26 protein-coding genes, 1 pseudogene and 1 riboswitch are annotated in these 25161 nt (G+C 74.8%); of the genes and pseudogenes, 14 read left to right on the top strand and 13 right to left on the bottom strand.

Features of this window, described 5'->3' with window-relative positions; genetic code table 11:
- Positions 1-31 precede the first annotated feature (31 nt).
- Positions 32-214, bottom strand: coding sequence for a DUF1508 domain-containing protein (locus tag Ae717Ps2_RS17735; RefSeq protein ID WP_075307450.1), 183 nt, complete (start codon positions 212-214; stop codon positions 32-34).
- Positions 215-413: 199 nt separating this feature from the next.
- On the opposite strand from Ae717Ps2_RS17735, the gene Ae717Ps2_RS36195 reads away from it, so the two are divergent.
- Positions 414-1544, top strand: a complete 1131-nt coding sequence (locus Ae717Ps2_RS36195) for an SDR family oxidoreductase (protein WP_075333629.1) — start codon at positions 414-416, stop codon at positions 1542-1544.
- Positions 1545-1826: 282 nt separating this feature from the next.
- A complete protein-coding gene (locus Ae717Ps2_RS17725) occupies positions 1827-3020 on the top strand; it encodes a TerC family protein (RefSeq protein ID WP_075333628.1) in 1194 nt (397 codons plus the stop codon).
- Here Ae717Ps2_RS17725 and mgtE read toward each other — a convergent pair.
- Positions 2984-4309, bottom strand: a complete 1326-nt coding sequence (gene mgtE, locus Ae717Ps2_RS17720) for a magnesium transporter (RefSeq protein ID WP_075307442.1) — start codon at positions 4307-4309, stop codon at positions 2984-2986. The genes Ae717Ps2_RS17725 and mgtE overlap by 37 nt on opposite strands.
- Before the next feature lie 141 nt (positions 4310-4450).
- Between mgtE and Ae717Ps2_RS17715 the strand changes: the two genes are divergently transcribed.
- Positions 4451-4849 (top strand): DUF3040 domain-containing protein, encoded by a 399-nt coding sequence (locus Ae717Ps2_RS17715; protein ID WP_158071510.1) that lies wholly within the window; start codon positions 4451-4453, stop codon positions 4847-4849.
- A 96-nt stretch (positions 4850-4945) separates the two neighbouring features.
- Here Ae717Ps2_RS17715 and Ae717Ps2_RS17710 read toward each other — a convergent pair whose 3' ends face one another.
- The 4 genes from Ae717Ps2_RS17710 to Ae717Ps2_RS17695 are packed head-to-tail and all read right to left on the bottom strand — an operon-like array spanning position 4946 to position 8934.
- Complete coding sequence (locus tag Ae717Ps2_RS17710; RefSeq protein ID WP_075307440.1) at positions 4946-6289, bottom strand: NtaA/DmoA family FMN-dependent monooxygenase; 1344 nt, start codon at positions 6287-6289, stop codon at positions 4946-4948.
- 22 nt (positions 6290-6311) lie between these two features.
- The gene (locus Ae717Ps2_RS17705) at positions 6312-6974 is read right to left on the bottom strand and encodes a methionine ABC transporter permease (RefSeq protein ID WP_075333627.1); all 663 of its coding nucleotides are present in this window, start codon (positions 6972-6974) and stop codon (positions 6312-6314) included.
- Positions 6971-8038: a methionine ABC transporter ATP-binding protein gene (locus Ae717Ps2_RS17700; protein WP_075307436.1), complete on the bottom strand. Its 1068-nt coding sequence runs from the start codon at positions 8036-8038 to the stop codon at positions 6971-6973. Before Ae717Ps2_RS17700 ends, Ae717Ps2_RS17705 begins: the two co-directional genes overlap by 4 nt.
- On the bottom strand, positions 8038-8934 hold the full coding sequence (locus Ae717Ps2_RS17695) for a MetQ/NlpA family ABC transporter substrate-binding protein (RefSeq protein ID WP_020625323.1): 897 nt from the start codon (positions 8932-8934) through the stop codon (positions 8038-8040). The genes Ae717Ps2_RS17700 and Ae717Ps2_RS17695 overlap by 1 nt, the downstream gene beginning before the upstream one ends.
- Positions 8935-9396: 462 nt before the next feature.
- Between Ae717Ps2_RS17695 and cysC the strand changes: the two genes are divergently transcribed.
- Genes cysC through Ae717Ps2_RS17680 form a run of 3 tightly spaced genes read left to right on the top strand, consistent with a single transcriptional unit; the run spans position 9397 to position 11702 of the window.
- Entirely contained in the window at positions 9397-9987 is a 591-nt protein-coding gene (gene cysC, locus Ae717Ps2_RS17690; protein WP_020621597.1) for an adenylyl-sulfate kinase, read from the top strand.
- Positions 9984-10913 carry a hypothetical protein gene (locus Ae717Ps2_RS17685; protein ID WP_075307432.1) on the top strand — a complete coding sequence of 310 codons (930 nt, stop codon included), beginning with the start codon at positions 9984-9986 and terminating at the stop codon, positions 10911-10913. The genes cysC and Ae717Ps2_RS17685 overlap by 4 nt, the downstream gene beginning before the upstream one ends.
- Positions 10914-11702, top strand: coding sequence for a sulfotransferase (locus Ae717Ps2_RS17680; protein WP_233147607.1), 789 nt, complete (start codon positions 10914-10916; stop codon positions 11700-11702). It abuts the gene before it with no gap.
- A gap of 15 nt (positions 11703-11717) precedes the next feature.
- Here Ae717Ps2_RS17680 and Ae717Ps2_RS17675 read toward each other — a convergent pair whose 3' ends face one another.
- The 6 genes from Ae717Ps2_RS17675 to Ae717Ps2_RS17655 all read right to left on the bottom strand — a co-directional run bounded on the left by Ae717Ps2_RS17675 (position 11718) and on the right by Ae717Ps2_RS17655 (position 16934).
- Entirely contained in the window at positions 11718-12821 is a 1104-nt protein-coding gene (locus Ae717Ps2_RS17675) for an LLM class flavin-dependent oxidoreductase (RefSeq protein ID WP_075307430.1), read from the bottom strand.
- Positions 12818-13945, bottom strand: a complete 1128-nt coding sequence (locus Ae717Ps2_RS17670; protein WP_020621594.1) for an ABC transporter substrate-binding protein — start codon at positions 13943-13945, stop codon at positions 12818-12820. Before Ae717Ps2_RS17670 ends, Ae717Ps2_RS17675 begins: the two co-directional genes overlap by 4 nt.
- Positions 13935-14648, bottom strand: a complete 714-nt coding sequence (locus Ae717Ps2_RS17665) for an ABC transporter ATP-binding protein (RefSeq protein WP_075307428.1) — start codon at positions 14646-14648, stop codon at positions 13935-13937. Before Ae717Ps2_RS17665 ends, Ae717Ps2_RS17670 begins: the two co-directional genes overlap by 11 nt.
- Entirely contained in the window at positions 14645-15400 is a 756-nt protein-coding gene (locus tag Ae717Ps2_RS17660) for an ABC transporter permease subunit (protein ID WP_170918330.1), read from the bottom strand. Before Ae717Ps2_RS17660 ends, Ae717Ps2_RS17665 begins: the two co-directional genes overlap by 4 nt.
- 210 nt (positions 15401-15610) lie before the next feature.
- Positions 15611-15724, bottom strand: coding sequence for a putative leader peptide (locus Ae717Ps2_RS40430; protein ID WP_020621591.1), 114 nt, complete (start codon positions 15722-15724; stop codon positions 15611-15613).
- A 112-nt stretch (positions 15725-15836) separates the two neighbouring features.
- Complete coding sequence (locus tag Ae717Ps2_RS17655) at positions 15837-16934, bottom strand: LLM class flavin-dependent oxidoreductase (RefSeq protein WP_075333626.1); 1098 nt, start codon at positions 16932-16934, stop codon at positions 15837-15839.
- Between the two features lie 380 nt (positions 16935-17314).
- Between Ae717Ps2_RS17655 and Ae717Ps2_RS17650 the strand changes: the two genes are divergently transcribed.
- Positions 17315-18415 (top strand): LLM class flavin-dependent oxidoreductase, encoded by a 1101-nt coding sequence (locus Ae717Ps2_RS17650; RefSeq protein ID WP_075307424.1) that lies wholly within the window; start codon positions 17315-17317, stop codon positions 18413-18415.
- A gap of 110 nt (positions 18416-18525) precedes the next feature.
- On the opposite strand, the gene Ae717Ps2_RS17645 is transcribed toward Ae717Ps2_RS17650, so the two are convergent.
- Positions 18526-19011, bottom strand: a complete 486-nt coding sequence (locus Ae717Ps2_RS17645; protein WP_075333625.1) for an OsmC family protein — start codon at positions 19009-19011, stop codon at positions 18526-18528.
- Between the two features lie 700 nt (positions 19012-19711).
- Here Ae717Ps2_RS17645 and Ae717Ps2_RS17640 point away from each other — a divergent pair.
- The 7 genes and pseudogenes from Ae717Ps2_RS17640 to Ae717Ps2_RS17615 all read left to right on the top strand — a co-directional run bounded on the left by Ae717Ps2_RS17640 (position 19712) and on the right by Ae717Ps2_RS17615 (position 25155).
- Positions 19712-20563 (top strand): ABC transporter permease, encoded by an 852-nt coding sequence (locus Ae717Ps2_RS17640; protein WP_075312076.1) that lies wholly within the window; start codon positions 19712-19714, stop codon positions 20561-20563.
- Positions 20560-21138, top strand: a pseudogene (locus Ae717Ps2_RS40425) (ABC transporter substrate-binding protein); the annotation flags it as partial. The gene Ae717Ps2_RS17640 and the pseudogene Ae717Ps2_RS40425, both read left to right, overlap by 4 nt.
- A 94-nt stretch (positions 21139-21232) precedes the next feature.
- Complete coding sequence (locus Ae717Ps2_RS38335) at positions 21233-21601, top strand: hypothetical protein (RefSeq protein ID WP_198932368.1); 369 nt, start codon at positions 21233-21235, stop codon at positions 21599-21601.
- Complete coding sequence (locus Ae717Ps2_RS17630; RefSeq protein ID WP_075333624.1) at positions 21582-22430, top strand: ABC transporter ATP-binding protein; 849 nt, start codon at positions 21582-21584, stop codon at positions 22428-22430. The genes Ae717Ps2_RS38335 and Ae717Ps2_RS17630 overlap by 20 nt, the downstream gene beginning before the upstream one ends.
- Before the next feature lie 157 nt (positions 22431-22587).
- A riboswitch (SAM riboswitch) is annotated at positions 22588-22680 on the top strand.
- 221 nt (positions 22681-22901) lie between these two features.
- On the top strand, positions 22902-23423 hold the full coding sequence (locus Ae717Ps2_RS36190) for a GNAT family N-acetyltransferase (protein WP_020627245.1): 522 nt from the start codon (positions 22902-22904) through the stop codon (positions 23421-23423).
- Entirely contained in the window at positions 23420-24379 is a 960-nt protein-coding gene (locus Ae717Ps2_RS17620; RefSeq protein WP_226359841.1) for an amino acid ABC transporter permease, read from the top strand. The genes Ae717Ps2_RS36190 and Ae717Ps2_RS17620 overlap by 4 nt, the downstream gene beginning before the upstream one ends.
- Entirely contained in the window at positions 24376-25155 is a 780-nt protein-coding gene (locus Ae717Ps2_RS17615; RefSeq protein ID WP_075307416.1) for an amino acid ABC transporter ATP-binding protein, read from the top strand. The genes Ae717Ps2_RS17620 and Ae717Ps2_RS17615 overlap by 4 nt, the downstream gene beginning before the upstream one ends.
- Positions 25156-25161 lie beyond the last annotated feature (6 nt).

Genomic DNA, 25161 nt, shown 5'->3' with positions numbered 1-25161 from the left:
GTGCGGTCGTCTCCGGGGAGTCGGTGGTCGGTCAGGCGTCGACCTCGGCGACGGTGGCGCCGTCCGCGGCGCGCTGCACCGCCTCGCAGCCCTTGTGCGCCGCCGCCTTCGTCTCGTAGGCCTCGCCGACCGCGACGACCTGTCCGTTGCTCGCCTTGAGCCGGAACCGGAACTTTCCGCCCCGGTCCTCGTACACCTCGAACTTGCCTGCCACAGGGACCTCCTCGTCTCGACCGGTACCCGCGGTTGCTGCGGATGGGGGCGCACGTTAGTCCAGATGGCGTTGCGATGTGGAACGACGCGGCGGGCCCGGGGTCACCGGTCCCGGTGGTCCCGGAGGGGTCTCAGCGGGCTCTCAGCGGGCCGTGACCTTCTCAGGGGCACCACAGCGTCCGGGTCCTAGCGTCCCGGACATGCCGACTGCACTGGTGACCGGAGCGAGCCGAGGGCTCGGCGCCGTCTACGCCCGCGAGCTCGCCGAGCGCGGGTACTCCGTCGTCCTCGTGGCGCGCGACGCCGCCCGCCTCGCCGAGGTCGCCGAGTCCGTCGGCCGGGCCACCGGCGCGATCGTGGAGACGCTGCCCGCCGACCTCACCGACCCGGCGGGGCTGGCGGCCGTCGAGCGCCGGATCACCGACCGGGACCTGCCGGTCGACGTGCTGGTCAACAACGCGGGCGTCGAGACCGACGCGGTGTTCGCCGAGGCGCCGGTCGAGGTGCTCGCCGGCGAGATCGACCTCAACGTGACGGCCCTGATGCGCCTCACCCGCGCGGCGGTCCCGGCGATGACCGCCCGCGGCCACGGAGGGGTCCTCAACATCGCGAGCGTCGCCGGGTACCTGCCCTCGGGGGGCAACGCCTACGGCGCGTCGAAGTCCTGGGTGCTGGCGTTCAGCGACACCGTCGCGGCGTCGCTGCACGGCACCGGGGTGACCGTGACCGCGGTCGCCGCGGGCCGGATCCGGACCGACGACGACCCGCAGGGCCCGCTGTGGCTCGACCCCTGCGACGTCGTGCGCCGCTCGCTCGACGACCTGGCCCGCGGCCGCACGCTGTCCGCGCCGGGCTGGGTGTACCGGGCGCTGGTCGGCTACCTGGAGGCGCCGCGCACCGCGCTGCGGCTGGCCGCACGGGTCGCGGGCCGGGGCCGGGAGCGCTGTGAGCGGCTGGAGCGGGGGAGCGGGCACACCCGGCCGTCGCCGGTCCCGACGCCGTTCCGCGACGAGCCCGCTCCGTCCCGGCCGCTGCCCGCCGTGGCGGTGGGCCCGGCGACGCCGGTGCCGCCGGTCCTGCCCGAGGAGCCGGTGCGGCCCGCGCACGTCGCCGCCGCGACCGTCCCGGCGCCGCGGGTGTCGGGCACCGGGCCGCTGCCCGTCGTGACCCGTCCGGCCGTGGCAGGGTCCGGGGCCCTCCCGGCCCGCCCGACCGCCGCGCGGGCGGCCACCTCCGCGACGGCCCGCGCCGCCGTCCGCAGGCTGCCCGCCGCCCCCCGTCCGGTGCAGCCGGCCCGCGAGGTCGCGACCGTCCGGCTCGCCGCGGGCTGAGAGCCCCGGGCCGGCTCCGGGGCCGGTTCCGGGCCGTCGGCGGGGACCGCGCGTTCGACGGCGGAAACGGACAGATGTGATGAGGCTCGCGTACCCCCCCCGTTGTCGGAACCCAGAGCCATGCCCTAGCGTTTGCCCGGTCGAAGGGGAGTACTCCCGAACACGGCGTCGCCGTCAATACGGAACCAGGACGAGCTGGTCCCGGTGGCGCCGGTCCATCGCGGTCACCGCGGCGGGCGGAGGAGACCTTCAGCGCCCCTATCTGCGCTGGAGGATCCCGCAATGAACGTTCCCCTCTGGGTGTGGCTGGCGACGGTCGCCGTCGTCATCGGCATGCTCGTGTTCGACTTCGTCGGGCACGCCCGTGACCCGCACGAGCCCACGCTGCGCGAGTCGGCGATCTGGTCGGCCGGCTACATCGCGATCGCCCTGCTGTTCGGTGTCGGTGTCGGTGTCTTCTCGGGCTGGCAGTACGGCGGCGAGTACATGGCCGGCTGGCTGACCGAGAAGGCCCTCTCGGTCGACAACCTGTTCGTCTTCCTGCTGATCATGACCAGCTTCGCGGTGCCGAAGGTGCACCAGCAGAAGGTGCTGCTGATCGGCATCGCGATAGCGATCGTCATGCGCGGTGCGTTCATCGCGGTCGGTGCGGTGATCATCGAGCAGTTCGTCGCGGTGTTCTACCTGTTCGCGATCATCCTGTTCTGGCTCGCCTGGTCCCAGATCCGCGAGGCGCTGTCCTCCGACGACCACGAGCAGGCCGACGCCGGTGACTCGAGGCTCATCCGCCTGGTCCGCAGGGTGCTGCCCACCTCCACCGAGTACGACGGCGCGAAGCTCGTCACCCGCATCGACGGCAAGCGGCTCCTCACCCCGATGGCGCTGGTCATCGTCGCGATCGGGCTGACCGACCTGCTGTTCGCGTTCGACTCGATCCCGGCGATCTTCGGCCTCACCCAGGAGCCGTTCCTGGTGTTCACCGCGAACGCCTTCGCCCTGCTCGGCCTGCGCCAGCTGTACTTCCTGATCGGCGGCCTGCTGGAGCGCCTGATCTACCTGGCGCACGGCCTCTCGGTGATCCTCGCGTTCATCGGCGTCAAGCTCACCCTGCACGCGCTGCACGAGAACAACGTGCCGTTCATCAACGGCGGGCAGCCGGTGCCGGTGCCCGAGGTGCCGATCTGGCTGTCGCTGCTGGTCATCACCGGGACGATCGCCGTCGCCGCCGTCGCGAGCCTGGTGGTCTCGCGCCGCCGCGCCGCCGCGGCCGGTGACGCCCCCTCCGGTGCTGCCGGCACCGGCTCCGGGGGCACCGGCTCCGACGACGGCGGGGCCGCCGGTCACGGCGACGCCACCGGCCACGGCGACGCCACCGGCCACGGCGACGCCACCGGGCACGGCGACGACACCGGGCACGGCGACGACACCGTGCGCGCGGGTCAGAGCCCCAGCACCAGCCGGGCGACCGAGAAGTAGATCAGCAGCCCGGTCGCGTCGACGAGGGTCGTGACCAGGGGAGCGGACACCACCGCCGGGTCGATCCCGACCCGGCGGGCCAGCAGAGGCATCGTCGCTCCGACCGTCGCCGCCCAGCCGCAGATCGCCACCAGGGTCACCGCCACCACGACGGCGACCTGGACCCCGACCAGCAGCGACGCGACGAGCAGGCCGAGCGCGCCGAGCAGGGTGCCCAGCAGCAGCCCGACCCGCAGCTCCCGCCAGACGACGGCGGGCAGGTCGGCCAGCCGCACCTCCCCGACGGCGATCGCCCGGACCGCCGCCGACGCGGACTGGGCACCGGCGTTGCCGCCGGTGCCCACGAGCAGCGGGATGAACAGGGCCAGTGCGGTGACCTGCTCCAGGGCGTCCTCGAAGATCTGGAGCACGTTGACCGTGAGCACCGCGGCGAGCAGCAGCACCGCCAGCCACACCGCGCGGGTGCGCGCCAGCTTCGTGACCCGCACGTACATGTAGTGGCCCGACCACGGGGCCGCACCGGACTGGCGGGCGGTGTCCTCGGTATCGGCGCGCTCCAGGATCTCGACGGCGTCGTCGATGGTGAGCAGGCCCAGCAGCCGGTCCTCGGAGTCGACGACCAGCAGGTCGAGCAGGTTCGCCTCACCCATCAGCCGTGCGGCGTCCTCGGCGGTGTCGGTGGCCCGCACCCGTGGGGCGCCGTCGTCGACGAGGTCGGCGACGGCGTCGTCCGGGCGGGCCAGCACCAGGTCGCGCAGCGAGACGGTGCCGATCACCCGGCGCCCGGCGTCGGTGACGGCGAGGGTGTAGACGGTCTCGGCCCGGGCGCCCTTGCGCCGCACGACGGCCAGCGCCTCGGTCACGCTGCTGTGCAGCGGTACGGCGACGGTCTCCGGGGTCATCACCCGCCCGACCGAGCCGTCGGGGTAGCCCAGCAGCGCCGCGGTCATCTCCCGCTCCGAGGCCGAGAGCCCGGCGAGCACCCGGGTCGCGACCTTCGCCGGGGCCTCGCCGAGCATCCGTGCGCGGTCGTCGGGATCCATGTCCTCGACCAGGGCGGTCACCGCGTCGTCGCGCAGCCCGGCCAGCAGCTCCTGCTGGTCGACCGGGTCGAGCTCCTCGAACACGTCGAGCGCGCGGTCCTTGTCGAGCAGCCGGAACACCCATCCCGCGTCGACCGGTTGCATCCGGGCCAGCGCGTCGGCGATCTCGTGGGCGGGCCGTCCGTCGAGCCGGTCGAGGACTCCGGCGGGGTCGTGGCGTTCGACGAGATCGGTCCAGCGTTCCATGCGGCCGATCCTGCCGCCGGGGCCTGCCGCGTGCAGCGGCGGGAGTATGTCCGTTTCGGTAGGATCGGTGACATCTTCAGCACATCCCGGATGGCTGTGGCCGGGAGCGGGAACCCGGTCGGTGGCACCGAGGAGGTCACGATGTCCGTCACACCCCCGCCCCTGCCGCCGTCGTCGCCCGGCGGTGGGACCGGCGATCCCGATCCGCACCCGTCTGCGCGACCCCTGGACCGCGACGAGGAGCTCCGCCTCTCCGCCCTCGAGCAGGAGCTGCGCCGTTCCGACCCGCGGCTCGACACCGAGCTGACCGCACCGCACCGGCCATCGCGTGCCGCGGGCGGCCGTGCCGACCGGATCCTGCAGGCCGTCGCGATCACCGTGATCGTGCTGGTCCTCGTGCCGGGCGACTGGATCGCCGGGCTGCTGTCGTTCGGGCTGCTGCTCGGCATCCCGGTGGTGATGGCCTGGATCGCGGTCCGGGCGCACCGGGAGAACGTCGCCCGGGAGCAGGCCGAGGGCCGCGACGACGAGCGCCCCTGAGCGCCGGGCCCGCCGCGGCCCGATCGGATCCGGCGCCGTCGGCCGCGTCGACTGCCGGAGCCGCCGTCGAGCACGACGGCACCGTCGGCGGCACCGTCAGCCCGCGGTCGGAGCCGCCGTCGCCGCCTCGGTCGGGTCGGTCGTCGAGCGGACGGCCGGGAGCCCGAGGTGCTCGCGCAGCGTCGTCCCGGTGTAGTCGGTGCGGAACGACCCGCGCTCCTGCAGCAGCGGCACGACCGTGTCGGCGAACTCGTCGAGCCCGCCCGGGGTGACGTGCGGGACGAGCACGTAGCCGTCCGCGGCGTCGGACTGCACGGCGTCGTCGATCGCGTCGGCGACCGTTCGGGGGCTCCCGACGAAGGTGTGCCGCCCGGTCACCTCGATCACCGTCTCCCGCAGCGAGAGGCCCTTCTCCGCGGCGAGGGCGCGCCACTGGTCGGCGACGGCCTTCGGGTCCCGGTACTGGCGCACGCTGGCGCGCCCCTTCGACACCAGCTCGCCCTCGACCGGGTCGAACTCGGGCAGCGGGCCGTCCGGGTCGCGGTCGGACAGGTCGGTGTTCCACAGCTGCTCGGCGAACACGATCGCGGTCTGCGGGCTGACCTGCTGGGAGCGGATCACCTCGGCGCGCTCGGCGGCCTCGGCGTCGGTGTCACCCAGCACGTACGTCGCGGCGGGCAGGATCTTGAGGTCGTCCCAGGCCCGGCCGTAGCGGGCGAGGCGGCCCTTCACGTCGGCGAGGAACGCCCGTCCGGCCTCGGGCTCGGCGTGCCGGGAGAAGATCGCGTCGGCCGACGCGGCGGCGAACTCGCGCCCCTCCTCGGAATCCCCGGCCTGCAGGATCACCGGGCGGCCCTGCGGGCTGCGCGGCAGCGAGAACCGGCCGTGCACGTCGAACTGGTCGGAGGTGTACGCGAACTCGCCGCGGTCGCCTGCGCCGGTGCGCGAGTCCCAGATCGCGGCGGTCGCGGCCAGCTGCTCCTTCGCCCGGGAGTAGCGCTTCTCCTTCGGCAGGAAGCCGCCGCGGCGGAAGTTCTCACCGGTGAACGCGTCCCACGAGGTCACCACGTTCCAGGCGGCCCGGCCGCCGGACAGGTGGTCCAGCGACGCGAACTGGCGGGCGACGTCGTAGGGCTCGGTGAAGGTGGAGTTGATCGTGCCGGCGAGGCCGAGCCGGTCGGTGACCGCCGCCAGGGCGTTCAGGATCGTGAAGGTGTCCGGGCGGCCCATCACGTCGAGGTCGTAGATCTCGCCGCGGTGCTCGCGCAGGCGCAGGCCCTCGGCGAGGAACAGGAAGTCGAACCTCGCCCGTTCGGCCGTCCGCGCGAAGTGCGCGAACGACTCGAACTCGATGTGGCTGCCGGACGCCGGGTCGCTCCAGACCGTGGTGTTGTTGACGCCCGGGAAGTGGGCGGCGAGGTGGATCTGCTTGCGTGGCATGCGTGTCCTCCCGACGTGGCTCCTACCGGTGCAACACCCTCCGGGCCAGGGTGTTCCCGAGCAGCTGCGCGCACTGCACGACGACCACGATGATCGCCACCGTCAGCAGCGTCACCGGCCAGTCGAACTGCTGGTAGCCGTAGGTGATCGCGAAGTCGCCCAGCCCGCCGCCGCCGACGTAACCGGCCATCGCCGACATGTCGACGACCGCGACGAACACGAACGTGTAGCCGAGCACCAGCGGTGCCAGCGCCTCGGGCACGAGCACGCTCCACACGATCCGGAACCGGCTCGCGCCCATCGCCCGCGCCGCCTCGACGACGGCCGGGTCCACCGACACCAGGTTCTGCTCGACGATGCGGCCGATGAAGAACGTCGCCATCGCGACCATGGGGAACAGCACCGAGCGGGTGCCGATCGTCGTGCCCATCACGAGCAGGGTCAGCGGGCCCACGGCGGTGATGAAGATGATGAACGGGATCGGCCGCACGATGTTGACCAGCACGTTCAGCACGCCGAACACGGCGCGGTGCGCGTACAGGCCGCCGGGACGGGTGGTGTGCAGGGCGACGCCGAGCAGCAGCCCGAGCAGCCCGGCCAGCAGCATCGTCCAGAACACCATGTAGGCGGTCTGGAGCACCGACAGCCACAGCACCGGGCTCAGGGTCTCCCAGTCGGCCTTCATGCGGACTCCTCGTCCTGGGTGGTGACGGCGTCCGGGGTGACCCGGGTGATGCGCGAGAGCTCGTCGACACAGGCGTCGACGGCGTCGTCGTCGCCGGTCAGGGCCAGGGTGAGGCTGCCGACGGGGCGACCGGACAGCTCGCGGATGCCGCCGTGCACCACGGTCGCGCGGACCCCGTGCGCGGCCGGGACCCGCGCGATCGCGTCCTGGGCGTCGGCGGCGGCCGAGCCGGGCCCGCCGACGCCGACGGTCACCAGCCGGCCGGGGTGGCGCTCGCGCAGCCGGGCGAGCGTCTCCGGCGACGGCACGTCCTGCAGGACGCCGTGCACGAAGCGGCGCGTCGCCGGGTGCGACGGCGCGGCGAACACGTCGTACACCTCGCCGTCCTCGATGACCCTGCCCTCCTCCATGACCACGACCCGGTCGCACACGTCGGCGACGACCTCCATCTCGTGGGTGATCACGACGACCGTGGTGCCCAGCTCGCGGTTGACCCGGCGCAGCAGGGCCAGCACCTCCCGGGTCGTCTCCGGGTCCAGCGCGCTCGTCGCCTCGTCGGCGAGCAGGATCGACGGCGACGTGGCGAGCGCCCTGGCGATGCCGACCCGCTGCTTCTGTCCACCGGACAGCCGCGCCGGGTAGCGCCCGGCCAGCTCGGCGAGCCCGACGAACTCCAGCAGCTCCGCGACGCGGGCCCGGCGCTCCTCCCGCGAGCGGCCGGCGACGGCGAGCGGGTAGCCGACGTTGCCGGCGACCGTGCGCGAGTTCATCAGCGCGAACTGCTGGAAGATCATCCCGACCTCGCCGCGCAGCTCGCGCAGGCCCCGTTCGGACAGCTCGGAGGTGACCCGCCCGCGCACCGTGACGGTGCCCGACGTCGGCAGCTCCAGTGCGTTGATCATCCGGACGAGCGTGGACTTTCCCGCCCCCGACCAGCCGATCACGCCGGTGATCCCGCCCTCGGCGATGTCGAGGTCCACGTCGTCGACGGCGGTGACCCCCGGGCCGCGGCGGGCCGGGAACGTGCGGGTCGCGCCCGAGAACGAGATCACCGGCTCCGCCATCAGCGTGCCCGCAGCTGCTGCTCGATGCCGGCCAGGGTCTGGCGAAGGTCCTCCGCGGAGTTGTCGCGGAACACACCGCCGTCGCCGAGGTCGCGGCGGGCGGCGGCGAGGACCTCCGGGTCGTGGTAGATCCGGACCAGCGTCGCGTACACCGGGTCGTCGGCCTGGTCGGCCCGGGCGACGAACAGGTTGATGTAGGGCTTGGCCTTCTCCGAGTCCGGGTCCTCCTGGTAGAGGACCTGGTCCTGGGTCAGGTTGGCCGACTGCGCGTAGTTGTTGTTGACGATCGCGGCGTCGGCGCTCGCCAGGTTCGCCGCGGTCTGGGCCGCGTCGACCGGGGTGACGGTGACCTTCGAGGCGGCGCGGTCGATGTCGGCGGGGGTGGAGGTGGTGGTGCCCCCGTCGGTCAGCCTGAGCAGACCGGCGGACTGCAGGACGGTCAGCGCCCGGGCCTGGTTCACCGCGTCGTTCGGGATGACGACCTGCCCGCCCTGCGGGATCTGCGCCAGGTCGGTGTGCTTCGTGGAGTACAGCGGCAGCGGGTACACCGCGGTCGCACCGACCGGTACCAGCGTGTCGTTGTTCTGGACGTTGTAGTTCGCCAGGTACTGCAGGTGCTGGAACTGGTTGAGGTCCAGCTGGCCCTGGGCCAGAGCCGGGTTCGGCTGGTTGTAGTCGGTGAAGTTGGTCAGCTCGACGGTGATCCCCTGGGCGGCGGCCTTGTCGGTGAAGACCTTCCAGTAGGGCTCGGCGCCGTCGGAGACGCCGATCCGGACGGTCCGCGACCCGCTCTCACCACCACCGGACGAGGACTCACCGGGGGCGGAGCAGCCGGCCGCCAGCACGGCGAGCACGGCGACGGGGACCAGCAGGGACAGTGCGCGTGGCAGGCGCATCGGACTTCCTCTCGGCTCCGGCCCCGGGACGGGTCGCGTCCGGGTGCCGGTGCGGCGGTGCAGCGGGGGATGTGCCGGGCACCGGGTACGGCGCCCCGCGGGGGTGACGCCGGGCGGGAGCAGGTGCTCCGGGGGCGTGACCGGGGAGACCGGGCCACCGGACCGGGTCCCGCCGGGTGGGCGCGACCGGCCGCGGCGGGGCGGTCGGCACGATCGGAGAACCTACATCGGACGAACCACCCGGACCGCACCGCCGCGACGAAGCTCACGGTGGCCGGGCGCGCCGCCGTCCGGCGGTTGCGGCGCAGCGGTCGGAGCGGCCACGATCGGGGGGACCGTTCGCGCGTCCGTGGCCCGGGCGGCCGCTCCCGCGTGGGCCGGCCGTCACCGCCGCGACGCGCGACCCGCCACCCGGCCCCGGAACGCCTCCGCCGCCGGGCGCCTCCCGCGGAGACCTGCGCGATGCCCCCCACGGACGTCCTGCCCGCCCCGGGCGCCACCGTCTGGCTCACCGGCCTGCCCAGCGCCGGGAAGTCGACCATCGCCCACGCCTGCGAGCCGGTCCTGCGGGCCCGCGGCCTGCGGGTCGAGGTCCTCGACGGCGACGCCGTCCGCCCGCACCTGGCCGCTGCCCGCGGCTACAGCCGGGAGGACCGGGCGATCAACATCCGTCGGATCGGCTGGGTCGCCGAGCTGCTCGCCCGCAACGGCGTGCTCGTGCTGGTCTCGGCGATCGCGCCGTACGCCGACGTCCGCGACGACGTCCGGCGCGCCCACGCCGCCAACGGCACCGCCTACCTGGAGGTGCACGTCAGCACCCCGGTCGAGGTGGCCGCCTCGCGCGACGTGAAGGGGCTCTACGCCCGGCAGCGGGCCGGGGAGATCAGCGGCCTGACCGGCGTCGACGACCCGTACGAGGTGCCGCCGTCGCCGGACCTGGTGCTGCCCGCCCACACCCAGCCGGTCGCCGACTCGGTGACGCTGCTGGTCGACCATCTCATCGGCCGTGGTCTGGCCGGACCGCGCGACGTCACGACCCGGGAGACCGCATGAGCACCCCGCTGCCACTGCCACGTCTGGACGGCGCCGCCGTCGCCGTCGCACCGCCCGGGGACGGCGCCGGGCACTGGGCGGGCGCCCCGTCGGCCGTCCCTGACGGCGACGGGGGCTACGTGCTCGCCTACCGGCTGCGGGCCCCGCTCGGCGAGGGCCGCGGCCTCGCGGTGGTGCTGGCGCGGTCGGCCGACGGCGTCGCCGTCACCCCGGTCGCCGAGGTCACCAAGGACCGCTTCGGCTCCGAGTCGCTCGAACGGCCCGCGCTGGTGCGCACCGAGCAGGGCCGGTGGCGGCTCTACGTCTCCTGCGCCACACCGGACTCCAAGCACTGGTGGGTCGACGTGCTGGAGGCCGGCACCGTCGAGGAGCTGCCCACCGCGCCCCGGCGCACCGTGCTGCCCGGTGACGACCGGCACGCGGTGAAGGACCCGGTGGTCGTGCGCGAGGGCGGCACCTGGCACCTGTGGGCCTCGGTGCACCCGCTCGAGCTGCCCGGCCACGAGGACCGGATGACCACCGAGCACTACACCTCGCCCGACGGGCTGGCCTGGAGCCACGCGGGCACCGCGCTGCGCCCGCGTCCGGACCGCTGGGACGCCCGCGGCGTCCGGATCTCCGCGGTGTTCCGGGTCGACGGCCGCTGGGCCGCGACCTACGACGGGCGCGCCACCGCGGCGGAGAACTGGGAGGAGCGCACCGGGCTGGCCCTCGGCGGCACCGGTGCGCCGGGTGAGTTCACCGCGGACGGCGACGGCCCGGTCGCCGCCTCCCCGCACGGGGCGGGCGGACTGCGCTACCTGTCGGTGGTGGCCGCCCCCGGTGGCGGCTGGCGGCTGTTCTACGAGGTCACCCGCGCCGACGGGGCGCACGAGCTGCGCACCGAGCTGCTCGGTGCGCCGGTGCCCGTCGCCGGGACGGTCTGAGTGGGTCGGCTGCCCGACTTCCTGCTGCTCGGCGCGCCGAAGTGCGGCACCTCCGCGCTGCACCGTGCGCTGGCCGGCCATCCGGAGCTGTTCCTGTCCGAGCCGAAGGAACCGAAGTTCTTCCTCACCGACGGTCCGCCGCCCACCTCCGGCGGCGGCCCCGGCGACGTCCCGACCTGGGGTGAGCACGTGTGGCGGCATGCCGACTACGAGGCGCTGTTCGACGCCGCCCCGCCCGGTGCGCGCTGCGGCGAGTCGACGGTGTTCTACCTCTACGACACCGTCGCGCAGGACCGGATCGCCCGGCTGCTGCCCCGCGCCCGGCTGGTCGCGGTGCTGCGCGACCCGGTGGAGCGGGCCCACTCGAACTGGGCGCACCTGCGCGGCGCGGGCCTGGAACCGGAGGCCGATTTCCTGACGGCGCTGCGCGACGAGCAGCGCCGCATCGACGCCGGCTGGGCGCACTTCTGGCACTACGCCGCCCAGGGCCGCTACGGGGAGCAGCTCGCGCACCTGGACACGCTGTTCCCCCGGGAGCAGGTGCTGCTGCTGCGCTACCGGGATCTGCGCGACGACCCGGCCGGTACGGCGGACCGGGTGTGCGCCTTCCTCGGCGTCGCGACGGGGGTGGTCACCGGGGTGCCCCGCCACCACGTGCGCCCGGACGTGCACGGCCGCACCGGCGGCCCCACCGCCGAGGAGCGTGCCGCAGCCCTGGCCCTGTTCGCCGACGACGTGCCGCGGGTCGCGGAGCGCACCGGCTGGGACCTGGCCGACTGGCTCCGCTGACCCGGGGCCGGTCGCTCAGCGGGGCGGCTCGGCGAGCAGGCCCCGCCGGCGCAGCTCGGGCAGTACACCCTCGCCGACGCGGTAGGCCTCCTCCAGGTGCGGGTAGCCCGACAGCACGAACTCGTCGATCCCCAGCTCGTGGTACTCGGCGATCCGGTCGGCCACCTCGGTGTGCGACCCGACCAGCGCGGTCCCCGCACCGCCCCGGACCAGACCCACCCCGGCCCAGAGGTTCGGCGCGATCGTCAGCGCGTCGGCCGAGCCGCCGTGCAGCGCGAGCATCCGTTGCTGTCCGACCGACTGGCTGGCCCGCAGGGTCGCCTGGGCGCGCTCGATCTCGGCCGGGTCGAGCGCGTCGAGCAGCCGGGCGGCCTCGGCCCACGCCTCGTCGGCGGTGTCGCGGGTGATCACGTGCAGCCGGATGCCGAAGCGGGGGCTGCGGCCCAGGTCGTCGGCGAGCTTGCGGACCCGCCCGATCTTCTCGGCGACGGCAGCGGGTGGCTCGCCCCAGGTCAGGTAGACGTCGGCGTGCCGGGCGGCGACCGGCAGCGCGGCGTCGGAGGAGCCTCCGAAGTAGACCGGGGGCAGCGGATCCGGCGGGGCGAGGGTGGTGGCGCCGTCGACGTCGTAGTGGGCGCCGGTGAAGTCGAACGGCTCGGGCGACCAGGCGCCGCGCAGCACGGTGAGGAACTCGTCGGTGCGGGCGTAGCGCTCGTCGTGGGAGGCGTGGTCGCCGAAGCGGCGCTGCTCGACGGCGTCCCCGCCGGTGACGATGTTGAGCATCAGCCTGCCGCCGGAGACGCGCTGGTAGGTGGCGGCCATCTGGGCGGCGAGGGTCGGGGAGAGCACACCGGGCCGGAACGCGACGAGGTAGCGCAGCGTGCGGGTCTCGCGCAGCAGCGCCGCGGTGGTCAGCCAGGCGTCCTCGCAGAAGGTCCCGGTCGGGGTGAGGACGCCGTGGAAGCCCTGGGCCTCGGCGGCCCTGGCGATCTGGGCGAGGTAGTCGATGCTCGCCTCGCGGGCCGTCGAGCCGGCCTCGCCGCGGTCGGCGTGCCGGCGGGCGACGATGGTGCGGCCGTCGCCGGAGGTGGGCAGGAACCAGTGCGGGACGATGCTCATCGTGCTCCCGTCCGTCGGTCGGTGGGGGTGCCCGGGATGCCGTCCCGGGCCGCGGCCAGCGTGGTGGCCTCGTAGCGGCGGTCGACGAACGCGCCGACGTCCGCCCGGCCGGGGATCACCCCGGCCTCGGAGAACGCGTCGGCCAGCGCCTGCTGGGAGGCGACGACGGTGTCGTCGAGCGGGACCGGCAGGTCCGGGCCGCGCGCGACGGCCCGCCGGGTGATCGGCAGCGGGATGGTCGTCTCCTCGCTCCACACCCGGGCCCGCTGCTCGCGGTGGGAGTCGGAGTAGACCTGGGCGGCCGCGACCCGGGCCAGGTAGTCGGCCAGTGCGGCGCTGCGGGCCGGGTCGGCGAGGGTGGCGTTGGACGCGACCTGGAAGCCGTAGCCGTTCGCGTTGCCGGTGCCGTCGGCGACGATCCGGGCGCCGTCGTCGAGCTCGGCCTGGGAGGTGTAGGGGTCCCAGACGGCCCAGGCGTCGACGTCGCCCTGGCGGAACGCGCCGTAGGCGTCGGCGGGGGCGAGGAAGGTCAGGTCGACGTCGTCGAGGGTCATCCCGGCGGCCCGCAGCGTGGACAGCACCTGCCCGTGCGCCGACGTGCCCTTCCCGACGGCGATCCGCGCCCCGCGCAGGTCGGCGACGGTGCGGATCGGCGAGTCGCGGCGCACGAGGATCGCGTCGCTGGTGACGTTGCCGCGGTTGGCCGACACGACCTGCACCCGGGCGCGCGCCGCGGCGGCGAAGATCGTCGGGGTGTTGCCGGTGCCGCCGACGTCGATCGCGCCGGCCCGGGCCGCCTCGATCAGCGGGGGACCGGCGGTGAAGGTGCGCCACTCGATCCGGTAGGGCAGGTCGTCGAGGAGGTCGGCGGCCCGCAGCAGTGACCGGGAGCCGCCCTTCTGGTCCCCGACGACGAGGGTCACCCCGGCCAGCGCGGCCGGGTCGACCGGCGGCTGCACCGGGGGCCGGGACACCGGGACCGAGGAGCACCCGGCGAGCACCAGCGCCGCGACCGCGACGGCCAGCACGGTGACCCGCCGGCGCACCCGCGCGGCGGTCGTCGCACCCGCCGCACGGGTCGCGACGACCGCATCCGGGGTGCGACGGGGACGCTCACGCGGCATCGGCGGCGACCCCCAGCTCGTCGAGCACGGTGCGGCGCAGCGCGGCGAGCCGCTCGGGGTCGCGCGGGCGGTCGCCGGGGCGGTGCTCGTCGCCGATGCGGCCGTCGGTCAGCACCAGCACCCGGTCGGCGAGCAGCAGCGCCTCGTCGACGTCGTGGGTCACGAGCAGCACGCCGGGGCGGTGCCGGTGCCACAGGTCGAGGACGAGCCGGTGCATGGTGATGCGGGTCAGCGCGTCCAGCGCGCCGAACGGCTCGTCGAGCAGCAGCAGGTCCGGCTCGCGGACCAGGGCCCGGGCCAGCGACGCCCGCTGGGCCTCGCCGCCGGACAGGGTCAGCGGCCAGGCGTCGGCCCGTGCGGTCAGCCCGACCTCGGCGAGCGCGGCGTCGGCGACCCCGGCGGGGGTGTCGCCGCCCAGGTCGCGGTGCAGGCCGAGGGCGACGTTGTCGCGGACCGTGCGCCACGGCAGCAGCCGCGGCTCCTGGAAGGCCACCGCGACCGAGCCGGGGACCTCGACGGTGCCCGACACCCCGGCGTCGGAGGCGTCGTCGAGGCCGGCGAGCAGCCGCAGCAGCGTCGACTTGCCCGAGCCGGACCGGCCGAGCAGGGCGACGAACTCGCCGTCGCCGATGGTGAGGTCCAGCCGGTCGAGGACCCGGCGGCCGTCGAACTCGCGGACCAGGTCGTGCACGCGGGCGCTCATCGGTCGGCCCCCGCCGGTCCGGCCGGGCGCCAGGCCAGGACACGGCGTTCCAGCCGGCGCACCAGGGCGTCGGTGCCCAGGCCGAGCAGCGCGTACACCGCCAGGCCCACGACGATCACGTCGGTGCGCAGGAACTCGCGGGCGTTCATGATCATGTAGCCGAGTCCGGCGTCGGCCGACGTCGTCTCCGCGACGATGATCGACAGCCAGGCGATCCCCAGTGCCAGGCGCAGGCCGGTGAGGGTGGAGGGCATCGCGCCGGGCAGCACCACGTGGCGCAGCTGCTCGGCGCGGGTGAACCCGGACACCGACGTCGCCTCGATCAGCTTCGGGTCCACCCCGCGGACCCCGGAGTGCACGTTGAGGTACATCGGGAACAGCACGCCGAGCGCGACGAGCAGCACCTTCGGCAGCTCCCCGATGCCGAACCACAGGATGAACAGCGGCACCAGGCCGAGGTGCGGCAGCGTGCGCAGCATCTGCACCGGCGGGTCCACGAGCAGCCCGCCCCAGCGCGAGAGCCCCGAGACCACGCCGAGCCCGACCCCGACGACCAGGCCGAGGACCAGCCCGGTCGTGACCCGGGCGAGCGAGACCAGCAGCCCCTCGGGCAGCTCCCCGCTGCGGGTGAGGTCGACGGCGGCGGTCACCACCCGCAGGGGCGAGGCGAGCTCGTCCTCGGCGAGCAGCCCGGTCGACGACGCGAGCTGCCACGCGACGATCAGGGCGACCGGGGAGATCCAGCGGCGCAGGTCGGGGCGGCGCCGGGTCCGGCGGGCGACGGGTGCGACGACGGGTGACGACGGCGTGGCGGATGGTGCACCGGCGTCGGCCGGTGCGGGGGTCCAGGTCGTGGACACGATGGCTCCCGGGATTCACGGTGATGACAGGGGTGGGCAGGGGTGGGCGCACGACGGGGCGGCCCGCGGCACGGGCGGCACGGCGCGGCGGGATCGCCGCGGTCAGCGACAGGTGCAGCCGGCGAGGCGGAGCAGGTCCACGTGGCGACGACGGGTGAGGTCCCGGCCCGGACCGACGGCGACCGTGCGTGACGGGGTGCGCCGGCCGGTGTTCATGCCACCAGGTGACCACGGCGTCCGGACCTTCACAAAACGGTGTCCGGACCGCGGGACGGGTGACAGGAGGTGTGCGGACCGCCGGCTCCCGTGCGTCCCGCTGGGTGGGATCTCAGGCCCGGGTGGCCCATTCCCGCGCCAGCAGCTCCTGCGAGGCGACCCGGTCGGTGTGCCGGTGGGTGATGGTGGTCAGGAGCAGCTCGTCGGCGCCGGTGACGGCGCGCAGCCGCTCCAGACCGTCGGCGACGGCGGCCGGCCCGCCGACGAGGCGGGTCGCGACCCGGTCGGTCACCAGCGCCGGGTCGGCCGGGAGTGCCACGGCGTCCTCGGGGCGGGGGTAGGGGATGGCGCCCACCCCGGTGCGGATGCTGTGCACCCACGGGGCGAAGCCCGCCGCGATCCGGGCGGCGTGCGCGTCGTCGGTGCCCACGACGACGTCCGCGGACACCATCACGTGCGGTCGGTCCAGCCGGTCCGACGGCCGGAACGCCTCCCGGTAGGCGGCCACGGCGTCGAGCACCGTTGCCGGGCTGACGTGGTAGTTCGCCGCGAACGGCAGCCCACGGCGCCCGGCGAGCACGGCGCTCTCCCCGCCGCTGGAGCCGAGCACCCAGGTCTGCAGGCCGGCCCCCTCGCCGGGGACGGCCCGGACCTGCACCCCGCCCGGGGCCCAGGTGCCGGCGATCAGCCCCTCGACGGCGTCGAGGAACGCCTCGTACGGCGGCGCCTGCGCCCCCGGCTGGCGCAGCGCGACCGTCGTGGCGCGGAACCGGGGCGAGGTCGCGAGCGCGGCGAGCGACACCGGGGCGGGGATCAGCACGCCGTCGACCACGCGGTCGCCGCGTCCGTCCGGTTCGCGGGCCGGCGGGCGCGGCCCGCCGGAGCGGCCGAGTCCGAGGTCGATCCGGCCGGGGTGCAGCCCGTCGAGGGTCCCGAAGTCCTCCACCACCGACAGCGGGGTCCGGTGGCCGGTCTGCACCGCCCCCGAACCGACCCGGATCGTGGTGGTCGCGGCGGCGACGGCGCCCATCAGGACGGCGGGCGATGCCCCCGCGACGCCCGGGTTGAGGTGGTGCTCGGCGAGCCAGAACCGGGCGTAGCCGGCCCGTTCGGCGGAGCGGGCCAGGTCGAGGGTGTCCCGCAGGGCGTCGGCGACGGTCGAACCGGCCGGCACCGGGGAGAGGTCGAGTACGGACAGCGGTACGGGCACGACGGCAGACCTCCGGACGTGCCCGGGGCGGTCGCGACGACCGGGCCGGGCGAGGGGTGTGCGCTCCCGGCGAGCCCGACGCGGGACGTGGGCGGGCCGGGGCGCGGGTCGGGCGGTGCGCTCCGAGCGGGTCCGGCCCGGGGCGACGCCGTCGCCCGCCGATCCTCACCCCGCGCGCGACGGGGGCGCAACCCCGGTGCTGCTTGCTACCGTCGACGTCGTGCCGGCCGCCCCGCCGCGCCGCCCGTCCGCGGGACCGCGCGACGGCCCGGTCCGGCCGGGACGCCCCCGGCGCACCCGCGCTCCGCCGGCGCCCGGCCCCACCCGGCACGTCCGATGACGACGCGTGCGGCGCGGCCGCGCGTGAGGCGGTGCTTCCCATGAGGTTCCAGGTTCTCGACATCGTTCCGCACGCCCCGCACCCGGTGACCGGCGAGATCGTCGACACCCACGAGCGACTGCGTCGGGTGGTGGACACCGCGGTGCTCGCCGAGCGGCTGGGGTTCGACTCCTACGCCGTCGGCGAGCGGCACGCCGGAGAGTTCGTCTCGTCCGCGCCCACCGTGCTGCTGGGAGCGATCGCCCAGGCCACGTCCCGGATCCTGCTCTCCACCGGGGTGACGGTGCTGTCGCTGCTCGACCCGGTCCGTGTGGCCGAGGACTACGCGACGGTCGACCAGCTCTCCGGCGGCCGGCTGGAGATCGTGATCGGGAAGGGCAACGAGGACCGGCACTTCCCGATGTTCGGGCTCGAGCTCGGCCGCCAGTACGAGTACCTCACCGAGAACTACGAGCTGCTGCGCCGCCTGCTGCGTGAGGACGGGGTGGACTGGAAGGGCACCCACCACGCCGACCTGGCGGGCGTGACGACCTTCCCACGGCCGTTCGCGGGCCCGTTCCGGATCTGGCACGGCTCGGCGACCTCGACCGTCGCCGTCGACCTCGCCGCCCGCTGGGGCGACCCGATCTTCTCGGCGAACGCGCTGCAGCCGCGGGAGAACTACCGCGTCCTCATCGACCGCTACCGGGAGAAGCTCGTCGAGCACGGCCACGACCCGGCGCTGGGCTACGTCGGCTCCGGCTCGGGCGGGCTGTTCCTCGCCGACACCGACGCCGAGGCGATCGCGGAGTACCGCCCGGTCTACGAGGGGTTCGCCGCGAAGATGCGGGCCGCGCACGCCGGGGACGACCGTCCGGGCAAGGCCACCTCGTTCGCGACCGTCGAGGAGGCGGTGGCGCACGGCCCCGCGCTGGTCGGGAGCCCGGAGCGGGTCGCGGCGAAGATCCTCGACTACCACGGGGCCTACGGCCACGACGTCCAGTCGGTGTCGGTCAACCCGGTGCTGCCCTACGCACGCCAGCACGAGGTGCTGACCCGGTTCGCGACCGAGGTGGTGCCGCTGGTGCGTCGCGAGGTGTCGACGACGCTGTGGGGCCCCGACGACGCCGGCCGTGCGGCCGGGTTCACCGCCGCCGCCTGACCCCGGCCCCTCCCACCGGCCGGTGCCCGGCGCGACGGGCGGGCCGGTCGCACTGGTCCAGCGCGACCGGCCCGCCCGTGCGGTGCGGGGAGCGGGACGGCGGTGCCGGGTCAGCCGGCGTCGGGCAGCGCCACCGGGGTCCAGTCGTTGGCGAACTCCAGGCCGCTGCGCTCGAACAGCTGGGTGACCGGGCACCGCCGCGCGGTCTCCGACACCAGCCGCTCGAACTGCTCGGGCGTCGCGTCGGTCTCGACGGTGGCCCGGACCTGCACCCGGTCGAAGTTGGCGTTGCCCTCGGCGCCACCGACGAGCACCGCGGTGTCGAGGTCACCGCGCACCTCGAAGGTCCAGTGGCCCAGGCGGATCCCCAGGTCCTTCGCGACCAGGCTCGCCGTCACCTGGTTGCACGAGGTCAGGGAGCCGAGTGCGTAGAACAGCGGGCTGGGCGCGGAGTCGGCGCCGCCGAAGGCCGGGTAGGCGTCGGCGGTGAAGACGTGCCCGACGTCGCCCTCGGGGCGCAGGGTCTGGAAGACCCCGGTGCCCTCGGAGTGCACGACGAACGGAACGACGGTCTGCTTCGGACGGACTGCGGTCATGGGTGTCCTCCCGGACGAGGTCGGTGCGGCGGGAACGGGCGTGCGCGCAGCGGGCCGGCACCGCCGCCGGGCGGGGGTGCGGTGGGGCTGCGGGCCGAGGGGGTGACCGGGTCAGCGACAGAGTGCGGACCGGGTACGACCCAGGTCCACGTGCAGGCGCGCGACGAGACGCGCGGTTCCGGTCATGGGAGCGATCGTGTCTGATCCGCTCCACGGGCGGCAAGCCACGCCCGCCCCCCCCGTCCGGTCGGTGGACGAACGACGGTCGCGGTCCGGACAACGTGGGTCTCCGCCCCGCCGGTCGGGAGACCGGGACGGTCCGGCCGGTGTTACGGGGCCGGTGCGTGGTGTTCCTGACAGTGGGTCCGTCCTTGTCCGCGGCACAGCCGTCCGGTATCTGTTCTACGGTGCCGCGGGGACGACGGCAGGACGCGCGACGTCCGGCCACCGTCCCCCGTGCACGGTCGGCTGCCGCTGACCGTGCACGCCCCGTCCGGCCCGCCGGCCCCTGCTCCCGCGGGCCCCGGTGGAGGGCGAGCTGCACCCGAACCGTGACCGGCGAGCCCTCAGACGACGGAGCCCTCGTCCGCACCCGTGCCGACGGCCGCGCCTGCGGCCGCCCCCGGCACGTCGTCCGCGCGCGGACGACCCGGCCCACCCCGGCGCCGGTCCGCGCCCCGTGCCCGCCGAGAGGTCCACCGTGTCCGCGTCCACCGACACTCCGTCCGGTGCGGCTCGTGCCGCACCCCCGTCCCCGCGCCGCCTGGCGTTCGACCCCCGTACCGCGCTGCTGCCGGTCCTGTCGGTGCTGGTGTTCCTCGCCGTCTGGCAGGCCGCCGCGGCGAGCGGGGTCTGGAACGAGACGTTCGTGCCGTACCCGTCGACGGTGTGGCGCGCGTTCGTGGAGGTGTCGACCACCCACGACGGCACCCGCGGCTACGGCGGCTACCTGCTGTGGGAGCACCTCTACATGACCCTGCGCCGGGTCCTGGCCGGTGTCGTCCTCGGTGTGGTCGTCGGTGTGCTGGTCGGTCTGCTCATGGGCACCGTCGGCTGGGTCCGCCGGGTCCTGGAGCCGTGGCTGACGTTCCTGCGGGCACTGCCGCCGCTGGCGTACCTCTTCCTGCTGGTCATCTGGCTGGGCATCGACGAGGCACCGAAGATCACCCTGCTCGCGCTCGCCGCCTTCCCACCGGCGGCCGTCGCCACCACGGCGGCCGTCGCCGCCGCACCGGTCGGGCTGGTCGAGGCGGCCCGCGCGCTCGGCGCGACCCGCGGCCAGGTGGTGCGGGACGTCATCGTCCCGTCGGCGCTGCCGGAGACCTTCACCGGCATCCGGCTGGCCGTCGGCATCGCCTATTCCTCGGTCGTCGCGGCCGAGCTGTTCAACGGCATCCCCGGCATCGGCGGGATGGTCAAGGACGCCAGCAACTACAACAACACCCCGGTCGTGCTCGTCGGCATCTTCGCGATCGGCATCTCCGGCCTGGTGATCGACGCGCTGCTGCGCGCCGTCGAGCGCCGCACCGTTCCGTGGAGGGGACGAGCATGACCATCCGCACCCGACTGACCGCACTGCTCGTGGGCCTGCTGGCTGTCGGCGTCCTCGCCGGCTGCGCCGTCGGCCCTGCCGGGCAGGACTCCGGCAAGCCGACCATCCGCATCGCCTACCAGAGCTTCCCCAGCGGCGACCTGGTCGCCAAGCACAACCGCTGGCTGGAGGACGCCCTGCCCGACTGGAACGTGCAGTGGACCAAGTTCGACTCCGGCGCGGACATCAACACCGCGTTCGTCGCCGGTGAGCTGGACTTCGGTGCGATCGGGTCCAGCCCGGTCGCCCGCGGGCTCTCCGCGCCGCTGAACATCCCGTACCAGGTCGCGTTCGTGCTCGACGTCGCCGGCGACAACGAGGCGCTCGTCGCCCGCAACGCCACCGGGATCACCGACGTCGCGGGGCTGCGCGGCAAGCGGGTCGCCACCGCGTTCGCGTCCACCTCGCACTACAGCCTGCTCGCCGCCCTCGACCGTGCCGGTCTGAAGCCCACCGACGTGCAGCTGATCGACCTGCAGCCGCAGGCCGCGCTGGCTGCCTGGGAGCGCGGCGACGTCGACGCCGTCTACACCTGGCTGCCGACCCTCGACGAGCTCCGCAAGACCGGGAAGACCCTGGTCACCAGCCGCGAGCTGGCCACGGCCGGCAAGCCGACCCTCGACCTGGGGGGTGGTCTCCACCCCGTTCGCCGAGCAGCACCCCGAGGTCGTCGACACCTGGCGCAAGGTCGAGGCCCGCGCCCTGGAGACCGTGCGCAACGACCCGCAGGCCGCCGCGCAGGCCGTCGCCGCCGAGATCGGCACGACCCCCGAGAACGCCGCGTCCCAGCTGAAGCAGGGCGTGTTCCTGTCCCCGCAGGAGCTGGCCTCCGCCGAGTGGCTCGGCACCGACGGCGCCCCGGGCAACCTCGCCCAGAACCTGCAGAGCGCCGCCCAGTTCCTCGCCGCGCAGAAGCAGATCCCCACGGCGCCGGACCTCGCGACCTTCCAGAAGGCGATCTACACGAAGGGTCTCCCGGATGTCCTCGCCGCAGGCTGACACCGACGCCGACACCGACACTGATACGGACCCCGACACCGGGGCCGCGGCGGGGGAGGGAGTGCCGGCGATCGCCGCGTCCGGGCTCGGGCACTCCTACCCGGGCCGCCGGGACCGGGTCCACGCGCTCGGACCGCTCGACCTGACCGTCGAGCGCGGCGAGTTCCTGGTGCTGGTCGGGGCCTCGGGCTGCGGCAAGTCGACTCTGCTCCGGCTGGTCGCCGGGTTCGAGCGGCCCACCGACGGGACGCTGACCGTCGCCGGCCGGGCACCCGAGCCGGGTGTCGGCGCCGGCGTGGTGTTCCAGCAGCCGCGGCTGTTCCCGTGGCGCAGCGTCGGCGGCAACGTCGACCTCGCCCTGAAGTACGCGGGGGTGAACCTGTCCGACCGTCCCGTGGCCCGCGAGGGGCTGCTGGAGCGGGTCGGGCTCACCGGTGTCGCGGACCGGCGGATCTGGGAGATCTCCGGCGGCCAGCAGCAGCGGGTCGCGATCGCCAGGGCGCTGGCCGCCGACCGGGACCTGCTGCTGCTCGACGAGCCCTTCGGCGCGCTCGACGCGCTCACCCGCGAACGCCTGCAGGACGACGTGCGCCGGGTCAGCCACGAGACCGGCCGGACCAGCGTGTTCGTCACCCACTCCGCCGACGAGGCGGTGTTCCTCGGCTCCCGGGTCGTGGTGCTCACCGCCCGCCCCGGACGGATCGCGCTGGACCTGCGGATCGACCTGCCGCGCTCCGGTGTGGACGCCGAGGCGCTGCGCGGCTCGCCGGAGTTCGCCGAGCTGCGGGCCCGGGTCGGGGCGGCGGTGAAGGAGGCCGCCGCGACCTGAGCACCCCGCTCCGCGGCGCGGGTGGGTCGTCCGGCGATCCGCCCGCGCCGACGGGGTGCGCCACTGCGCCCGGGCACCGTGCCGTCCCACTGTGATGCCACGACCGATCTCCCGGTCCGCGCTTGACACCGGATCGGTGCGTCGGCTGCAGTGGTGAGGTCCATCCAGAGCGGTCGAGAGTCCCGGCTCGTCGACGCCGCAGCAACCCGCCCCGTTCCGGGCAGGGTGCTACCGCCGGGTCCGATGGGAGACCCCGATGCCCCACCGCCCCGCGAGGCACCGGCCCGACGCCGGGCAGCGGGCCCGGATCCGGCTGCGCTGGGTCCGTCGCCGGCACGTCGACCTGTGCCGCACCGGCGCCGCGCTCTGTCGCTGACCTCTCCACCCGTGCCCCGCACCGGACCGCCCGCCACCGCGGCCGGCCGGTCCCCGCCTGCCCGAGGGCAGCGCTCGCACCGAGAGGTCCCCACCGTGACCGCGCTCCACCCCGCCCCGCCCACCACCTCCGCCCGCCCGGAGGTCCGCTGGGTCGCCTACACCGACCCGCTCGTCCGCCCGATGCTGGTCGAGCTCGACCAGGAGTACGGCGTCCGCTACGGCCACACCCTCGGCGACCTCGACGCCGAGACCCTCCGCGAGGCGAGCCGGTTCGCCCCACCGTCCGGCGGGGTGGTCCTGCTGCTCGACGGCGGTACCCCCGTCGCGGGGGGCGCCTTCCGCCGGTGGGACTCCGACACCGCCGAGCTCAAGCGGATCTGGACCGGCTCGGCGTACCGCCGCCGCGGCCTGGCCCGCCGGGTGCTCACCGAGCTGGAGGACACGATCGCCGCCCGCGGCTACCGGCGCATCTACCTGACGACCGGTCCGCGCCAGCCCGAGGCCCGCCACCTCTACCTCGCCGCGGGCTACACGCCGCTCTACGACCGGACCCTGCACCCGGAGACGGTCGGGCCGCACCCGTTCGAGAAGTACCTGACCGGGGGCTTCGCGTGAGCAGCCGCACCGAGGCCCGGGCCGCCCCGGGCGCCGTCCCGCCCACCGGGGACGACGACGCCGGCCTGCGGGTCGTCCCGGCCCGGCACCCGTGGCGGTGGGCGGGGACCGCGGTGGTGGCGGTCCTGGCCGCGATGGCGGTCAACGCGCTGGTCACCAACCCGGCCTGGGACTGGCCGACCGTCGGCCGCTATCTGTTCGCCCCGTCCATCGTGAACGCGGTGCTGCTGACGCTGCAGCTCACGGTGCTCGGCATCGTCGTCGGGTTCGTGCTCGGCACGGTGCTCGCGGTGATGCGGCTCTCGCCCAACCCGCTGCTGCGCTCGGTCAGCTGGACCTACATCTGGATCTTCCGGTCCGTGCCGCTGATCCTGCAGCTGCTGTTCTGGTACAACCTCGCCCTGCTCTACGACCGGCTCTCGATCGGCATCCCGTTCGGTCCGTCGTTCGTCGAGTTCGGCACGATGGAGCTGGTCAGCCCGGTCACCGCCGCGGTGCTGGGGCTCGGCCTGCACCAGGCCGCCTACGCCGCCGAGGTCGTGCGCTCGGGGTTCCTGGGCGTCGACGCCGGCCAGCTGGAGGCCGCCACCGCGCTCGGCATCCCGGCCTGGCGCCGGTTCCGGCGGATCCAGCTGCCGCAGGCGATGCGGATCATCGTCCCGACCGCGGCGAACGAGCTGATCGGCCTGGTCAAGGGCACCTCGGTGGTCTACATCATGGCGCTGTCCGAGCTCTTCTACCAGGTGCAGGTCATCTACACCCGGACCGGACGGGTCATCCCGATGCTGCTGGTCGCCGCCGTCTGGTACCTGGTGCTGACCAGTGCGCTGTCGGTCGGCCAGTTCTACGTCGAGCGGTACTACGCCCGCGGCGCGCAGCGCACGCTGCCACCGACCCCGTTGCAACGCGCGCGGGCCGCGGTGTCCGGACGGCGCCGGCGGGGGGCCACGGCATGACCGCCGCCGGCACTGCCCCGATGGTGGAGCTGCGCGGGGTGCACAAGAGCTTCGGTCCGCTGCCGGTGCTGCGCGGGGTCGACCTGACCGTCGCCCCCGGCGAGGTCACCGTCGTCATCGGGCCGTCCGGGTCGGGCAAGTCCACCCTGCTGCGCACCATCAACCACCTGGAGAAGGTCGACCGCGGCACGGTCCGGGTCGGCGGCGAGCTGATCGGCTACCGGCGGGTCGGCGACCGGTTGCACGAACTGCCGGAGCGGCGCATCCTGCGCCGGCGCAGCCGGATCGGCTTCGTGTTCCAGAGCTTCAACCTGTTCGCCCACCTGACGGTGCTGGAGAACGTCGTCGAGGCGCCGCTGTCGGCGCAACGCCGCGACCGTGCCACCGTCCACGCCGAGGCCCGTGAGCTGCTCGCCCGGGTCGGGCTCGCCGACAAGGCCGACGAGTACCCGCGGCGGCTCTCGGGCGGTCAGCAGCAGCGCGTCGCGATCGCCCGCGCGCTCGCCCTGCACCCGCAGCTGCTGCTGTTCGACGAACCGACCTCCGCGCTCGACCCGGAGCTCGTCGGCGAGGTCCTCGAGGTCATCTCCGATCTCGCCCGGGACGGCACGACGATGGTCGTGGTCACCCACGAGATCGGCTTCGCCCGCGAGGTCGCCGACACCGTCGTGTTCCTCGACGAGGGCCGCGTCGTCGAGTCCGGCCCGCCCGCCGCGGTGCTCGACACCCCGCGTGAACCCCGTACCCGCGCCTTCCTCGGCGCGGTCCTGCGCTGACCCCGG

The organism is Pseudonocardia sp. Ae717_Ps2, from assembly GCF_001932475.1.
In the GTDB taxonomy this organism is placed as follows: Bacteria; Actinomycetota; Actinomycetes; order Mycobacteriales; family Pseudonocardiaceae; genus Pseudonocardia.
The sequence above is the reverse complement of the archived record's forward strand: the minus strand, read 5'-3'. Positions and strand labels throughout refer to the sequence as shown.

Bases quoted from the DNA above. Each gene is read 5' to 3' on its own strand.
- Ae717Ps2_RS36195 (WP_075333629.1), top strand. From the start codon at position 414: ATGCCGACTGCACTGGTGACCGGAGCGAGCCGAGGGCTCGGCGCCGTC.
- Ae717Ps2_RS17725 (WP_075333628.1), top strand. From the start codon at position 1,827: ATGAACGTTCCCCTCTGGGTGTGGCTGGCGACGGTCGCCGTCGTCATC.
- mgtE (WP_075307442.1), bottom strand. From the start codon at position 4,309: ATGGAACGCTGGACCGATCTCGTCGAACGCCACGACCCCGCCGGAGTC.
- Ae717Ps2_RS17715 (WP_158071510.1), top strand. From the start codon at position 4,451: ATGTCCGTCACACCCCCGCCCCTGCCGCCGTCGTCGCCCGGCGGTGGG.
- Ae717Ps2_RS17710 (WP_075307440.1), bottom strand. From the start codon at position 6,289: ATGCCACGCAAGCAGATCCACCTCGCCGCCCACTTCCCGGGCGTCAAC.
- Ae717Ps2_RS17705 (WP_075333627.1), bottom strand. From the start codon at position 6,974: ATGAAGGCCGACTGGGAGACCCTGAGCCCGGTGCTGTGGCTGTCGGTG.
- Ae717Ps2_RS17700 (WP_075307436.1), bottom strand. From the start codon at position 8,038: ATGGCGGAGCCGGTGATCTCGTTCTCGGGCGCGACCCGCACGTTCCCG.
- Ae717Ps2_RS17695 (WP_020625323.1), bottom strand. From the start codon at position 8,934: ATGCGCCTGCCACGCGCACTGTCCCTGCTGGTCCCCGTCGCCGTGCTC.
- cysC (WP_020621597.1), top strand. From the start codon at position 9,397: ATGCCCCCCACGGACGTCCTGCCCGCCCCGGGCGCCACCGTCTGGCTC.
- Ae717Ps2_RS17685 (WP_075307432.1), top strand. From the start codon at position 9,984: ATGAGCACCCCGCTGCCACTGCCACGTCTGGACGGCGCCGCCGTCGCC.
- Ae717Ps2_RS17675 (WP_075307430.1), bottom strand. From the start codon at position 12,821: ATGAGCATCGTCCCGCACTGGTTCCTGCCCACCTCCGGCGACGGCCGC.
- Ae717Ps2_RS17670 (WP_020621594.1), bottom strand. From the start codon at position 13,945: ATGCCGCGTGAGCGTCCCCGTCGCACCCCGGATGCGGTCGTCGCGACC.
- Ae717Ps2_RS17665 (WP_075307428.1), bottom strand. From the start codon at position 14,648: ATGAGCGCCCGCGTGCACGACCTGGTCCGCGAGTTCGACGGCCGCCGG.
- Ae717Ps2_RS40430 (WP_020621591.1), bottom strand. From the start codon at position 15,724: ATGAACACCGGCCGGCGCACCCCGTCACGCACGGTCGCCGTCGGTCCG.
- Ae717Ps2_RS17650 (WP_075307424.1), top strand. From the start codon at position 17,315: ATGAGGTTCCAGGTTCTCGACATCGTTCCGCACGCCCCGCACCCGGTG.
- Ae717Ps2_RS17645 (WP_075333625.1), bottom strand. From the start codon at position 19,011: ATGACCGCAGTCCGTCCGAAGCAGACCGTCGTTCCGTTCGTCGTGCAC.
- Ae717Ps2_RS17630 (WP_075333624.1), top strand. From the start codon at position 21,582: ATGTCCTCGCCGCAGGCTGACACCGACGCCGACACCGACACTGATACG.
- Ae717Ps2_RS17615 (WP_075307416.1), top strand. From the start codon at position 24,376: ATGACCGCCGCCGGCACTGCCCCGATGGTGGAGCTGCGCGGGGTGCAC.